This is a genomic window from Agromyces sp. NPDC029043, assembly GCF_055564615.1.
The window spans coordinates 598,448-611,821 of record NZ_JBVHVX010000001.1 but is presented as its reverse complement, the minus strand read 5'-3'; the positions used below and the strand labels follow the sequence as shown (position 1 = coordinate 611,821).

General features: G+C 66.3%; 13 protein-coding genes, 1 tRNA gene and 1 pseudogene. 7 read left to right on the top strand and 8 right to left on the bottom strand.

Features of this window, described 5'->3' with window-relative positions:
• The first annotated feature begins 39 nt into the window (after positions 1-39).
• Positions 40-1,042: pseudogene (locus tag ACZ4TW_RS02930) on the top strand (IS481 family transposase).
• Here the strand turns inward: ACZ4TW_RS02930 and ACZ4TW_RS02925 are convergent.
• The 8 genes from ACZ4TW_RS02925 to ACZ4TW_RS02890 form a co-directional block, all read right to left on the bottom strand.
• The gene (locus ACZ4TW_RS02925) at positions 1,039-1,767 is read right to left on the bottom strand and encodes a cytochrome c biogenesis CcdA family protein (RefSeq protein ID WP_465539951.1); all 729 of its coding nucleotides are present in this window, start codon (positions 1,765-1,767) and stop codon (positions 1,039-1,041) included. The pseudogene ACZ4TW_RS02930 and the gene ACZ4TW_RS02925 overlap by 4 nt on opposite strands.
• Positions 1,764-2,384: a TlpA family protein disulfide reductase gene (locus tag ACZ4TW_RS02920; protein ID WP_465539950.1), complete on the bottom strand. Its 621-nt coding sequence runs from the start codon at positions 2,382-2,384 to the stop codon at positions 1,764-1,766. The genes ACZ4TW_RS02925 and ACZ4TW_RS02920 overlap by 4 nt, the downstream gene beginning before the upstream one ends.
• A complete protein-coding gene (locus tag ACZ4TW_RS02915; RefSeq protein WP_465539948.1) occupies positions 2,381-2,836 on the bottom strand; it encodes a signal peptidase II in 456 nt (151 codons plus the stop codon). Before ACZ4TW_RS02915 ends, ACZ4TW_RS02920 begins: the two co-directional genes overlap by 4 nt.
• 140 nt (positions 2,837-2,976) lie before the next feature.
• The gene (locus ACZ4TW_RS02910; protein ID WP_465539943.1) at positions 2,977-3,585 is read right to left on the bottom strand and encodes a cadmium resistance transporter; all 609 of its coding nucleotides are present in this window, start codon (positions 3,583-3,585) and stop codon (positions 2,977-2,979) included.
• Complete coding sequence (locus ACZ4TW_RS02905; protein ID WP_465539941.1) at positions 3,585-4,238, bottom strand: cation efflux transmembrane domain-containing protein; 654 nt, start codon at positions 4,236-4,238, stop codon at positions 3,585-3,587. Before ACZ4TW_RS02905 ends, ACZ4TW_RS02910 begins: the two co-directional genes overlap by 1 nt.
• A complete protein-coding gene (cmtR, locus tag ACZ4TW_RS02900; RefSeq protein ID WP_465539939.1) occupies positions 4,235-4,588 on the bottom strand; it encodes a Cd(II)/Pb(II)-sensing metalloregulatory transcriptional regulator CmtR in 354 nt (117 codons plus the stop codon). The genes ACZ4TW_RS02905 and cmtR overlap by 4 nt, the downstream gene beginning before the upstream one ends.
• Positions 4,589-4,785: 197 nt before the next feature.
• Positions 4,786-5,589 carry a hypothetical protein gene (locus ACZ4TW_RS02895; protein ID WP_465539937.1) on the bottom strand — a complete coding sequence of 268 codons (804 nt, stop codon included), beginning with the start codon at positions 5,587-5,589 and terminating at the stop codon, positions 4,786-4,788.
• A gap of 188 nt (positions 5,590-5,777) precedes the next feature.
• Positions 5,778-6,074 carry a hypothetical protein gene (locus tag ACZ4TW_RS02890; protein ID WP_465539936.1) on the bottom strand — a complete coding sequence of 99 codons (297 nt, stop codon included), beginning with the start codon at positions 6,072-6,074 and terminating at the stop codon, positions 5,778-5,780.
• A 164-nt stretch (positions 6,075-6,238) separates the two neighbouring features.
• Here ACZ4TW_RS02890 and ACZ4TW_RS02885 point away from each other — a divergent pair, with 164 nt between their 5' ends.
• The 6 genes from ACZ4TW_RS02885 to ACZ4TW_RS02860 all read left to right on the top strand — a co-directional run bounded on the left by ACZ4TW_RS02885 (position 6,239) and on the right by ACZ4TW_RS02860 (position 13,281).
• Positions 6,239-7,477 carry a hypothetical protein gene (locus tag ACZ4TW_RS02885; protein ID WP_465539934.1) on the top strand — a complete coding sequence of 413 codons (1,239 nt, stop codon included), beginning with the start codon at positions 6,239-6,241 and terminating at the stop codon, positions 7,475-7,477.
• A gap of 112 nt (positions 7,478-7,589) precedes the next feature.
• Positions 7,590-8,111: a hypothetical protein gene (locus ACZ4TW_RS02880; protein WP_465539932.1), complete on the top strand. Its 522-nt coding sequence runs from the start codon at positions 7,590-7,592 to the stop codon at positions 8,109-8,111.
• A gap of 158 nt (positions 8,112-8,269) precedes the next feature.
• Positions 8,270-8,341 (top strand) — tRNA-Gly (locus tag ACZ4TW_RS02875).
• 891 nt (positions 8,342-9,232) lie between these two features.
• The gene (locus tag ACZ4TW_RS02870; protein WP_465539931.1) at positions 9,233-10,603 is read left to right on the top strand and encodes an MFS transporter; all 1,371 of its coding nucleotides are present in this window, start codon (positions 9,233-9,235) and stop codon (positions 10,601-10,603) included.
• 270 nt (positions 10,604-10,873) lie between these two features.
• Positions 10,874-11,155 (top strand): metal-sensitive transcriptional regulator, encoded by a 282-nt coding sequence (locus ACZ4TW_RS02865; protein ID WP_465539929.1) that lies wholly within the window; start codon positions 10,874-10,876, stop codon positions 11,153-11,155.
• A 182-nt stretch (positions 11,156-11,337) separates the two neighbouring features.
• A complete protein-coding gene (locus ACZ4TW_RS02860) occupies positions 11,338-13,281 on the top strand; it encodes an LVIVD repeat-containing protein (protein ID WP_465539928.1) in 1,944 nt (647 codons plus the stop codon).
• Positions 13,282-13,374: the final 93 nt, after the last annotated feature.

Here is a 13,374-nt window from a genome sequence, read left to right as displayed (position 1 = left end):
ACTCAGCGACTCGACTGGAACATTCTTCGAAGGACGTGCATGACTCACCGCAACTCGCCACTGTCAGTCGAGGGACGTCGGCGGCTGGTCGAGCGTTGCAAGACCCGGCCGATCGCTCACGTGGCAGCTGAGATGGGAATCTCCCGCGCTACCGCGTCAAAGTGGGTCCAATCGCCATCGTGAGTTCGGTGAGGTCGGTCTGCTCGACCGCTCATCGACGCCTAAGCAATCCCCGACAGCCACCCCCAACGTCGTTGTTCGCGAAGTCGAACGCATGCGGCGCGAGCACAAGTGGTCAGCGGCTCGGATCACGTTCGAGCTCGAACAGGTCGGCATTCAGATCAGTCGGCGCACGGTGAGTCGCATCCTCACCGACCTGCAGCTCAACCGGCGCCGCTTCATCGACCCGACCGGGGAAAGTAACCGCGAAGCGAGGAAGATTGTCGCTCGGTGCCCCGGCCACATGGTTCACCTGGACGTCAAGAAGGTCGGCCGAATCCCCGATGGCGGCGGATGGCGGGCTCATGGCAAGGACAGCCCGGAAGCTCGCGCCGTCGCGCGGACGAAAACCCGCGGCACGCGAGCCGGCTACGTCTACCTCCACTCAGCGATTGACGGCTACTCACGCCTCGCGTACACCGAGGCGTTGCCGAACGAGCAGGCCGCGACGGCCGTTGCGTTCCTCGCGCGAGCGCGGGCATGGTTCGCGGCTCATGGCATCACGCACATCGAACGGATCGTGACCGACAACGGATCCTGTTACCGCGCCTCAGCGTTCGCCGATGCACTGGCCGGGTCGCGGCACCAACGGATCACGCCCTATACGCCCCGCCACAACGGAAAGATCGAGCGGTACAACCGGATCCTTACCGAAGAGTTCCTCTATGCACGGACATGGACCTCAGAAGACGAACGCGCCAACGCCCTCGAGCGCTGGAACCTGCACTACAACTACCACCGCCCGCACGGTGCCGCGGACGGTCAGCCGCCGGCCACGCTCGTGCCAATTCGCGTCAACAACGTCCTGGCCTCATACAGCTAGATGGGTAGGACGATGCCGTTCATGAGGTTCTGCAGGGTGTAGATGAGCGTGGTCCAGATGCCGGTGAGCATGGCGATGCCGGTGAGGATCAGCAGCACGCCGCCGGTGAGGTTGATGGCGTGGATGTGGCGCTTCAGTAGTTGGAGGGTTTGTGTGGCCCACGTGAAGCCGAGGGCGACGAGCAGGAACGGGATGCCGAGTCCGAGGCAGTAGACGAACCCGAGGAGTGCGCCGCGCGCCGCGGATCCGGTGTCGAGGCTGAGCGCGGAGATCGCGGCGAGGGTGGGGCCGAAGCAGGGCGTCCAGCCGAGCCCGAAGACGACGCCGAGCACGGGCGCTCCGAGCAGTCCCACGGCGGGCTGGTGCGGTATCCGGATGGTGCGCTGGAAGAGCGGGATCTTGCCGATGAACACGAGTCCCATGACGACGGCGCCGAGGATCCGGGTGATCAGGTCCTGCCATTGAATGAGGAACGCTCCGAGCGCACCGAACGCGGCGCCGTACGCGATGAACACGGTGGCGAAGCCGGCGACGAACAGGGCTGTTCCGGCGACGACTCGGCGTCGGCTGGCGGTTTCGGTGGTGATGGTGCCTCCCGCGTAGGCGAGGTAGCCCGGTATCAGGGGGAGGATGCACGGCGACGCGAACGAGACCAGCCCGGCAAGGAGCGCGACCGGGATCGCGAGGTAGAGTCCGCCGCTGAATGCGTAGTCGCCCCAGCTCACGAGGTTGGGCTTTCGGGTTCGTCGAGGATGTCGCGGATCAGGGTGTCCAGCGTCGTCCGGCTGGGGATCCGGCCGAGGATCCGGGCTCCGACCCGGCCTTGCCGGTCGAGCACGACGGTGGTCGGTACGGCGTTCGGGGCGAACTCACCCGCGAAGGCGAGGGCGGCGGTTCCGTCGCGCACGTCAATGATCGACGGGTAGGTGACGCCGTAGGTTCCCGCAAATGCGATCGCGGTGTCGGCGCTGTCGCGGATGTTGATACCGAGGAAGTCGGCGCCTTGGTCTTCGTACTTCTCGTTCAGAGCTTGCAGGTCGGGTGCTTCGGCCCGGCAGGGCGCGCAGGCCGCGTACCAGAAATTGACCACCAGGACACGTCCGCGGTAGTCGGAAGACGTGACGTCCGCGCCGGTCTCCGTCGTGCCGGCGAACTCGACCGGCTCACCGCGGGAGTCCGGAGACCATTCGGCGATCGTGCCGTCGCCGGCGACGTAGTTCTTGGTGCTGCCCTCCCGGTATTGCTCCTGCAGGGCGGTGGGCGCGCATCCGGCGGTGCTGAGTACGACCACGCACGCGAGGACCGCGGCGATACGGCGTGAGATGGGTGGCTCGGCTTTCATCGTCCAGGTTGTGAGCGTTCAGTGCGGAGGCGTCTGCCGGTGAGAGTGAGGGCCAGGCACACGGCGACGCCGGCGAAGACGAAGATGTCGGCGAGGTTCCCGATGAAGAGGTCACCGTAGGCGAGGTAGTCCACGACATGGCCGCGAGCGAAGCCGGGGGGCCGGGCGAGCCGGTCGATGAGATTCGAGAGCGCGCCGCCCAGGACCAGCGCGAGCCCGATCATCCAGGACAGGGACGATGTCCTTCCGATGAGCCAGGCCGCTACGGCGACGCCGGCTGCCGCGATCAACGTGATGAAAGGAGTCGCAGCCGCGCCGAGGGAGAACGCCGCGCCAGCGTTGTAGGCGAGCTGCACGGCAAGCACATCGCCGAGAATGGGATACCGGTCGCCGACGGTCAACGTCGACTCGGCCGCGGCCTTCAAAGATTGATCGCCGGCGACGGCGACCACGGCGACCCCCAAACCGATCCCTAGGATGCCGCGCCGACGTCGCCCGTGCCCGGACTGCTTGGCCGGGCCTGCGGGAGACTCGGCTCCAGCCGGATCCGGCATCGCCGCGGACGTCGGGTTCGCGTGGGAGCTGGGGAACATCAGGTGAGGACCCCGATCAGGCGGGGGACGACGCCGGACTCGATCAGGATGAACAGCCCGAGCCCGATGAACACCACAGGGACAAGCCAGGGCTCGATCCGTTCGAGGGTTTCCGTGACGGCTTTGTGGGTGCCGATGAGCTTGCCGAGCAGGCACCACACGCTGACCAGGGCAAGGAACACCACGATCGTGATCGCAGTATCGACTGGTGAGATTGTGCGGAACACGGGCGTGTACAGCGAGATGTTGTCGGCGCCGTTCGCGATCGTGATTCCCGCGATCCCGAGCAGGCCGAGGTTCTTCAGCGTCGACTCGTCGGCGTCTTCGTCGCCGCCGTCGCGGATCGCTCGGACAAGGCCGATCACGCCGATCACCAGCGGGATCAGGCCGAGGAAGCCGACCCACTCGTCGGGCACGATCGTCAGTCCCAGCGCAGCGACGACGCTGATCGCGACCAGCGTCACGAAACCGAGGTACTGCCCGAGCACGATCTGCCACGGCCGCGGTCCGCCTCTCGTGGAGGCCAGGAACAGCACGGTCAGGATGACGATGTCATCGATGTTGGTCGCCGCGAACAATCCCACAGCCGTCGCGATGGTTCCCAGCATCAGTCGTCGTCCTCGTCGAGTTCCTCGAGGACCTCGAACGGAGACTCGACGTCCCCGCGCCACGCCTCGATGCCCTCCCGGACCGCGAGCACCGCGACCACCAGCGCGGCGACGGAATCGGCCCACATCCAACCGAGCAGCGCGTTCAACAGCAACCCGACCAGGACGGTCCCGGAGAGGTAGATGCACAGGACGAGCTGCTTGGCGTCGGCCTGCACGCTCCGGGAGCCGAGCTCGCGACCGGTACGGAACTCGAACCACGCCAGCGCCGGCATCACCAGCAGACTCACCGTGGCGATGCCGATTCCGAGCGGACTACGGTCAACGGCCTCCACGCCGGTCAGCGTGAGCACGGCATCCACCGCCACGTAGCCGGCCAGGAGAAAGAACGCGACCCCGATCGTTCGGACTGTCGCCTTCTCCCACCGCTGCGGATCCTTGCGAGTGAACTGCCAGGCGACCGCGGCCGCCGAGAGCACCTCAACGACCGAGTCCAACCCGAACCCGATCAACGCGGCCGACGAGGCGAGCACCCCGGCCCAGATCGCGACGATCGCCTCGACCACGTTGTACGTGATGGTGAACCCGACGATGAACCGGACCCGTCGATGCAGGACCGCGCGACGGCTGTCCGTGACGGCGACCGCGGTCACTGCGCTGACCCAGAGCAGCCCGAAACAGTGCAGGCCGGATCGATGCACAGCGCGCTCTCGTCAATCGCGAGTGTGACATCAACCAGAAGCGTCAAAGCACGGGCAAGGTGCGGATCCGCGATCTCATACCGATGCTGCCGGCCCTCCGGCTCGGCGACCACGATCCCGCAGTCGCGCAGACACGTCAGATGGTTCGACACGTTCGAACGCGTCAGGCCGAGATCCCGCGCAAGCACCGCCGGATAGGAAGGCGCCTCGAGCAGCGCCATCAGAATCCGCGACCGGGTCGGATCAGCCATCGCCCGCCCGAGCCGGTTCATCACGTCCAAGCGAGAAGTCACAGTCAACACAACAGTGACTATACAGCCCCCACTGTATCGAACCCGAAGCAGCACGACACTGTAGCGAGACAGCCCGCAAGACGGTCCTCGACCGCAGCGCCACGCGCATGGGCGAGCTGAAGCGCGAACTGGAGAACCCTGCCTTCGACGCGTCCTCAGATGACCCGCCCGATTGGAGTGCACGCTGGGGGTTCGACAATCGGACACTAGCGGATGAAGAGCTTCTGCGCCTGCTTGACGGATAAGTCCTTGACCCCGATCGGCGCTCCCGCTCCGAGTGCCTCCAGATATGCATTCGTCTGCCTGCGGTAAAGGTACGGGAACGCTGCGCGTGCCACGACTCCTACCTGCTCCGCGATGATGTCGAGCAGTCGCCACGTCTGAAGCTGCGTGAGATGCGCACCGTGCGCCATGTACGGCCGGTGCTCGACCAAGCCGAGGGCCGCTTCCTCTGGCGTGATTGGGTTCCCCAGACCGAGCGCCTCGAGGTGAGCAGCGAACTCCGCGTGCCCAGCTTCGGTCCGGAGTTCGTCGCGGAGGTGTGCCAGCTTGTTGCGAATCCAGAGCACGGCAACGAGGTCGGGTGGTCTGACGTCAACGCCGACGTAGTGACGGTAGAACGCCTCGCACTCGGCCCACTTCCAGGAGTCTTCGGTGTTCATCGTGGCGAGTTGAGCGCCGGCCCGTCCAAGCACGACATTCGCCAGTTGTTCGAGGAAGACCTCATACAGGGCGACAGCGTCCTTTACCACCGCAGCAGAGAGCTGCCAGAAGTAGTCCGGCGGCCACACGCCCACGCGGTCCTCATAGACCTCAGCAACCAGTCCGGCGTCGTGATAGTCGGGGTCGAAAATCTCGCTCGCGTGGCTCTCCGCCGCTTCCCACTGCGCATCGAGCCACGCACCCATCGCGTGGTTCGTCGCCTTGAGAAATCCACGGATCTTCAGCTCGTCCATCTGCCAATAGACGTACTCGGCGGACACGGTCTGCGAATCGAGGTACACGACCATCCCGTCATACTCTCGTAGTAGGGCCTAGGTGCGCTCACCTCATCATCAAGTCGGGTGTTCAACGGCGGAAGTATCACCGCGCACGCTCGCGTCCCAGACTCGTGGATCGACAGACGACTAGCGGTTATCGCTTAGCCCAGACCTGGAGAATCCGGCGCGATACATCAGGCGAGGATCGAAGTTTGCCGTCAGGCTGCGATGCGATCGACGAGACGCTGCCGGATACGACGAAGTCGTCCGCGGAACGACCGGGCGGCGCGGCGACGTCCGGCGACGATCTCGGTAGCTCGGCGTTGCCCCGTCGCAATCGGCACCCGCCGCGTCGCCATGTCCCGGTTCGGTCTCCCATCGGCAGAGCCGGGAGGAGACTGTTCCGCGTCAAGCACGCTGAGGATGAGCCCGACGGTCATGACGGCGCCCATGATGGTCTCTAGTGCGGCGATGCCGGGCAGCCCGGTGTCGTTCGGGTCGATGTCGATGTCCATCGGCACGAGGACGGAGACGATCTCCAGTGCGAGCTGGGTGAGCATTGAGGACTCTGTTCTGAGTCCCGCCGTTCAGGACCCACAGGAGAGGTGCGGTCTCTAACCCACCGTCGGACGTCGCCTCTACGCTGATCTGAAGTGAGCTGCCGAGAGGGGGGCGTGAGATGAGCGACGAGATAGAGTTGATCAGCGATGGCGACGGCCTCGCGGTGTTCGGCAAGAAGTCCGCTGTCCAGCGGTTCCTCGGTGAGCGCGGCCTTCTTGAGTTCGCCCAGGACCTCGGCGCGACTCGGCTCGGTGAAGTCGCGCAGACGGCGGACACGGTTCTCTCCGCAGCTTCGGAGATCGCGGCGAACTCCGGGCGCTGGATCAAGCTCACCAGGGAGTCCGCCGACCTTGTCAAAGAGTTCGGCCTGATGGAGACCAAGACCCGGGGCATCAGTCACGCGATGATCGGCGACCCGGGCTCGATCAGCAAGTGGCTCCAGATCGACACAAGCACAGGCTCACTCCTCACGAACCCTGCCGTGCTCACAGGTGCGGCTGGTGTCCTGGCGCAGCTCTCCCGTCAGCAGGAGATCAAGGAAATCAAGGCGTACCTCGCCAAGATCGACGAGAAGCTCGACGACGTTCGCCGCGGTCAGCGCGACGCCCAGCTCGCCAGGATGGACGGCGTCGCCTTTGCGATCAAGGAGGCGTCGAAGGTCCGCGAGATCACCGGTCACGTCTCGGACGTGAACTGGTCCAAGGTCCAGGCCGCCTCGACAACGATCGGAGAGACTCAGTCCTACGCGCTCCGACAGCTCCAGGGTCATGCCGACAAGCTCGACGCGGCGAAGAAGATGGCGGACATCGCGAGAACGGCGCGGGAAGCCGAGGCTGACACTGCCGTCTGGCTCGCGGTCATCGCGCGCTGCTTCGAACTCCAGGAGGGCATCGCAGTCATCGAACTCGATCGCGTTCTCGAAGCGGCTCCCGCTGACCTGGACGGGCACCGTGCGGCGCTCGATGAAGCCCGCGAGGAGCGCCGCTGCCTCATCCTCGCCCAGACCGCGCATCTCATGGAGCGCATGGTCAATGCCGCGGGCACTGCCCGGCTCAACATTCTGCTCCACCTTCCAGCGGCCAGGAGCGTGGTCGACGCGGTTCAAAGCGTGGGGGCGACGGTCGACGACTTCCACCAGCCGCTCGGAATCGAGCCAACCACCAGCGAAGTGCAACCCGTTCGGTTCCGCGACGCTCTCCGGGAATGGAAGCAATGGAAGGGAGCTGGGAGGGAAGCCGGGCCGAAGCTTGCGGCCGGTGCCCTGATTGTCGGCGGCGTCGTGCTTTACGCCCACCCGAAGACCAGGCCGATGGCCCAAGCCGCCCTGAACGCCGCGACGAAGACCCTCGGCAGGTAGATCCCCGCGCCGCTCACCTATCCGTGCAGCAGACCCAAGATCACCGGCGATGCTAGGTATAGCGCATCGCTGTACCCACTCCTGCAACAATGGGGCAATAGAGGGGGTGCCGGTGGGATTCTTCGAAAGCGCCGAAGCCGATGCCGCGGACGCGTTCGATCGCTGGCAGCGGCAGAAGTTCGAGGCGGAGGAGCGCGAGCGTGCCGAACGTGAGCGGATTGAACACGAGTACGGCACAGTCGTGCAAGAGTTTCTCGCGGAGGTCCGCCGCCGGCAGATTCCGTCGCGCTCGTTCTTCCGAAACGGGAAGTCGGAGCCGGGAGATGAGGTCGGGCAACTCGGTCTTGGCTGGGTGGTTGGCGTCGTCGAAAACCAGGACCACTACCCAACGGTGTACCAGATCACCGCGGTCTTGGAGGACGGTCGCGTGTTCGGCCTCAGTACGCAGGAGAGGCCAGAGAAGACTACTCCTGGCGAAACGGAGCTCTTCGTTGTCGAGCGTGGTTTCGAGCACAAGATCGGACCCCAGGACTGGCGAAGGCCCGGAGAGCTGACTCAGGCGTGCGGTGAATTTTTCGCCGCAGCCACTACCTCCCGATCCTTGCGCGCAGGAGTAATCAAGGCGAGCAGCTGAGCCCACGGGAACGGCGTCGGGCTGTGACGTAATCATCGGTACCATCACGTCAACGGCCACCACCGCTCGTAGTCACTTAATAGTCACAAAATCGGCATCACCTTGATTCACTCGAGTTCACACTTCGCGAGATTGCGGACCCCGTGACCCCGAGTGAAGCCGAGTGAATCACTACTGGATAACTTCTGCTTCCCAAGCAGACAGCGCGGGTTCGATTCCCGTCATCGGCTCTGATCAGGGGTTTTACTGCGGGAAGGCGCCGCGATCTTCACGACAGACCAGCTTTAGTGGTCACATAATCGTCATTTTGCTCTCAAACTCACGGGCCCTCGACTGGGCCAATCCGACGACCACGGCGCAAGAGCCGGGGGGACTCAGGGTGACGCGCGCTCTCCACCGAAGCATTTCTTAGTCAGAGGTGAGCGAACTCCGGTCGGCGGGGACCTCGCATCAACACCTGGGCTCGGGCAGCATCGCCAGCGCGAGGTTGAGCTTGGCGAGAGTTCCACCCGAGAGGCGATCGACGCACATGTCGGGGTAGCGGCCGAGGTCGAGCTCCTCGTACAGCTGCGTTCAGGATTGCCGTTGCTCCTCGCGGGCGAGTCCGCGCACGACGCCAACAGGTCGAAGCGCTCGTTGCGGGTCAGCCGCTCCAACACGACGGGACGCTGCGGGCAGTACCCCGGCGACCCGCGCAGGTCGACCTGTCCAGCGCCAGCAGAGAACAGCCCGAGCAGCATCCGCATCGGCGTGGACTTGCGACCCGTGACCGAGCCACGCCGGGCTGGCGCGTGACCGTGGCGTGTTCGAGCATCTCCTTCCGTCACCGGAACGTCCACACACCCCGACGGTAGGCCTTCGCTATACCCGGCCGTGAGAACGGGTTCTCCGGGCCCAACACTGCGGCGCCGAGGCGGGCATCCTGCAACCTCTTCTCGGCCCCGGCGCCTCGGCTCGATGAGCCTCGACCCGTGTCATCGGGTTTCGGCCCTCCCCTGCTTGACCGCCTCCCGAACCGGGCACTTCCCCCTTCGTCAGCGGAAACGTAACAGCCGAGGGAATACCCCCTGGGGGTATTTAGGTTGTGTTCTCCATCGCACATCAATCAGGGAGTCGTCACCATGCGCCTGTTCCAGATCCGTGACTACCGCCACTTGTTCGGCGCCCAGATCATCGCGCTGTTCGGCACCGGCCTGGCAACCGTGGCGCTCGGCCTGCTCGCCTACGATCTCGCCGGCCCGAGCGCCGGCGCGGTGCTCGCCACCGCCCTGACCATCAAGATGGTGCTCTATGTCGTCATCGCGCCGCTGGCGGCCGCGTACGCGGACCGCCTGCCGCGGCGACTGTTCCTGACCCTGCTCGACGTCGTGCGGGCCGCGGTCGTCCTCGCGCTGCCGTTCGTGACGGAGGTTTGGCACGTCTACGTGCTGATCGGCGTGCTGCAGTCCGCTTCGGCCGCATTCACACCCACGTTCCAGGCCGTCATCCCGGACATCGTGACCGACAAGGACGCGTACACGCGGGCGCTGTCGGCGTCGCAGGTCGCCTACACGATGGAGAGTCTGCTGAGCCCGGTGCTCGCGGCCGTCGCCCTCGCCTTCATGAGCTTCAACGTACTGTTCGTCGGCACCTCGGTCGGCTTCATCATCTCGGCGATCCTCGTGCTCACGGCGCGGGTGCCGAACGCCCGCCCCACCGGCCAGACCCGTGTCTGGGACCGGCTCACGTCCGGCATCCGCACCTTCACTGCCACTCCTCGGCTGCGCGGCATTCTCGCGCTGAACCTCGTGGTCGCGTCGGCCGGCTCGATCGTCATCGTCAGCACTGTCAACGTCGTGCGTGACGAGCTCGGCGGCGCGCAGTCCGACGTGGCCTGGATGCTCGCGGCCTCCGGCAGCGGGACGCTCGTCGTCGCGCTGCTGGTTCCCCGCCTCCTCAACCGGATCACCGAGCGCACCGTGATGACAGCCGGCGCCGGCGTGCTCGTTGCAGGCGTGATCGCGGCCGTCGTCATGAGCGCAACCGGCACGATCTCATGGGCGTTGATGGCGTTGATCTGGACCGTGATCGGCGCAGGCACGGCGATGGTGGTCACCCCGACCGGCCGCGTGATCCGCTCGGCCACGACCCCGGCGGGACTGCCCGCGGCCTTCGCCGCCCAGTTCTCGCTGTCGCACCTCGCCTGGCTCGTCACCTACCCCCTCGCCGGGTGGGTCGGCGCCGCCGCCGACGTCACGACGGCATGGTCGATCCTCGGCGTCCTCGCCGCTGCCGGCGCGCTCGCGGCCCCGGCCCTCTGGCCGCGGCGCATCACCGCCGGCCAGGGCAGCGCAGCCTCGGTCCCGACTCGATCGGAGGATACCCGCGGTGGCGCGCGCCGTGCACTCGACGTGGCGCCCCCGGTCCGTGTGAAGCACCGCCCTCGCCGCGCCGCTCTTTCCGGCGACCGGCGCAGCGCCCGTCGGGCGAGCGAGAGCAGGACCGCGACCTAGCGCCTCCACTCCGGAGGCCGAGCTGGCGACGGTCGACGCCTGAGGCGCAGGTTCCGGGGGAGCGCGGGTCGTACGACTCGCGCTCCCTTCGAGCCGCGGCCGCGGCCGCACACTCGACACTGCTCGACCGCCGACCGCCGACCGCCGACCGCCGACCGCCGACCGCCGACCGCCGACCATCGGTGGGTAGCCGCTTGCTCGCTCCGAGCCGGCCAAATCCAACGCGAAGCTTGCGAAACCGATACCCCTACAGGGCATCAAAGGGGACGCATGAACGGCTACGTCACGCACAAGGAAGGGTCGTTGAACGGGTTTCGCCGCGCGGAGGGTCAGGTGCGCGGCATCCAGCGGATGGTCGGCGGAAACGTCTATCGCATCGACATCCTGACGCAGGTCTCCGCGGCCACGAAGGCACTTGAGACTGTCGCCCTGTCGTTGCTCGACGATCACCTCAGTCACTGCGTCACGGAGGCGAGCGCGGAAGGCGGGCCGGCTGCCGACGAGAAGCTCCGCGAGGCCAGCGCGGCGATCGCCCGCCTCGTTCGATCCTGATCGCTGCCATATCGTGACCCACCTAGCCCGTGGGGGCCCGGCCTGAACCCGGCAATTGGCCGATAGTAGACCGTTCGCGCCGCGCTCGCCAGAGGGTGGATCTGGCTCCGCCGGTCTCGTATCCTCTGCCGTGTCTGGCAACCGTCAGGCGTCACACCATGACACGGAACCGGGGAACGACGATGCAACGACGCGCGTCACTCATCACGGCCGCCGTCTGCGCCCTGGGGCTCACAACGCTCGGGCTCAGCGCACCGGCCGCGGCCCATCCAGACGATCAGCACGGCGAACTCGAGGGTCATCTCCTGGGCGAGGGGGAATGGGGCAAGATCGACCTGAAGACGGTCCTCGAGCTCACCGACGTCAACGACCTGATCGCCGATGTCGCCGTCTCCCCCGACGGCAACACCGCCTACCTCGCGAACTGGGGGGAGCCGGACTGCGCCGGTCCTGAGAGCGGCGGTCAGAACAGCCCGGATGCCGGTGCCTACATCGTCGACATCTCCGGCGTCGACCGCGATCCCATGGTCGAGCCCGAGTTGATCGGCTTCATCCCCTCGCACCAGGACACGCGCCCCGGTGAGGGCATGCAGGTGATCGAGGTGACCACCAAGCAGTTCAGCGGCGACGTGCTCCTGATGAACAACGAGCCGTGCGGCAAGAACGCCAAGGGCGGGGTCAGCCTGTGGGATGTCTCCGACCCGTCGAAGCCCAAGAAGCTCGCCGAGAATGTCGGCGACAAGGAGCCGGGCAGCTCCGACGTGAACCAGATCCACAGCGCGTTCGCCTGGGACACCGGTGACAACGCCTACGTCGTCCTCACCGACAACGTGGAGGGACAGGACGTCGACATCCTCGACATCACCAACCCGAAGCGGCCGAAGCTGATCGCCGAGTACGACCTGAACGACTTCGACGTCGACCAGCCGGAGCTCGGACTCACCGATTCGTTCCTCCACGACATGGTCGTGAAGCAGATCGACGGCACGTGGTACATGCTGCTGTCCTACTGGGACGGCGGGTTCGTGATCCTGGACGTGGACGACCCGGCCAACGCCGAGTTCGTCGCCGACACCGACTTCCCGGCGGTCGACCCGGAGCTGCTCGAGTCGCTTGGCGTCTCCCTCACGCCCGAGGGCAACGCCCATCAGGCCGAGTACACGATCGACGGCGGGCTCTTCATCGGCACCGACGAGGACTTCTCGCCGTACCGCGCGGACGCCTTCAACATCACCACCGGCCCGTACGCGGGCGAGTACGACTCGGTGATCGTCAGCGGCGGCCAGCCGCCGGCCGCGCTCGACGACCTGACCCTCAGCGGCCCGGTCGTCTACGGCGGGTACGGCTGCCCCGGCTCGGCGGCGATCCCCAGCCCCGAGGACGTCCCCGGATACCTCGACCTGCTCCAGCCGGGTGACGAGAGCATCATCGTGCTCCAGCGCGGACCGACCGGTGACCCGAGCGCGACCGAGGAGGCGTGCTTCCCGGGTGAGAAGGCCCACGAGGCCGTGCTGGCCGGCTGGGACTCGGTGGTCTTCGTCCAGCGGCACGTCGAGCCCGACTCGGCGTTCTGCGGATCGGGTGCCTTCGTCGACGAGGTCGTCGCGGTCTGCACCACGCACGAGGCGTTCCACAAGATGTTCGGCCTCGACCCGGTCGAGGGCCCGTGGAGCTACCCGGAGGACATCGCGATCGGAACGATCGGTGAGCGCATCGAGGTCGGCTCGATCTTCGACGGATGGGGCTACGTGCACCTCTACGACGCGGAGACCATGGCCGAACTCGACACCTTCGCCATCGACGAGGCGCACGACCCGGCCTACGCGTTCGGCTACGGCGACCTCTCGGTGCATGAGGTGGCCGTGGATCCGCAGGATCCGTCGCTCGCGTACCTCGCGTACTATTCGGGCGGCCTCCGCGCCATCCAGATCATGTGCGCCGGCGAGCCGTACGACCCGGCGACCGTGACCGACACCAGCACGTGCGAACTCGTCGAGGTGGGTGGTTACCTCGACGAGGCCGGCAACGACTTCTGGGGCGTCGAGACGTTCGTCGGCGAAGACGGGATGACGTACGTCCTCGCCAGCGACCGCGATAGCGGCCTTTGGATCTTCGTCGACCCGTGATCGACTGATCGGCCATCACCTGAAGGGGGCGGGCAACCGCCCCCTTCTTCGTGTGCGGAGGCCGACCACCGGTCGGCCGGTGACGGCGGCACT

Excerpts from the sequence above, each read along its gene's own strand:
- ACZ4TW_RS02860 (WP_465539928.1), top strand. The coding sequence starts at position 11,338 with ATGCAACGACGCGCGTCACTCATCACGGCCGCCGTCTGCGCCCTGGGG.
- ACZ4TW_RS02910 (WP_465539943.1), bottom strand. The coding sequence starts at position 3,585 with ATGCTGGGAACCATCGCGACGGCTGTGGGATTGTTCGCGGCGACCAAC.
- ACZ4TW_RS02865 (WP_465539929.1), top strand. The coding sequence starts at position 10,874 with ATGAACGGCTACGTCACGCACAAGGAAGGGTCGTTGAACGGGTTTCGC.
- ACZ4TW_RS02885 (WP_465539934.1), top strand. The coding sequence starts at position 6,239 with ATGAGCGACGAGATAGAGTTGATCAGCGATGGCGACGGCCTCGCGGTG.
- ACZ4TW_RS02920 (WP_465539950.1), bottom strand. The coding sequence starts at position 2,384 with ATGAAAGCCGAGCCACCCATCTCACGCCGTATCGCCGCGGTCCTCGCG.
- ACZ4TW_RS02870 (WP_465539931.1), top strand. The coding sequence starts at position 9,233 with ATGCGCCTGTTCCAGATCCGTGACTACCGCCACTTGTTCGGCGCCCAG.
- ACZ4TW_RS02895 (WP_465539937.1), bottom strand. The coding sequence starts at position 5,589 with ATGGTCGTGTACCTCGATTCGCAGACCGTGTCCGCCGAGTACGTCTAT.
- ACZ4TW_RS02890 (WP_465539936.1), bottom strand. The coding sequence starts at position 6,074 with ATGGACATCGACATCGACCCGAACGACACCGGGCTGCCCGGCATCGCC.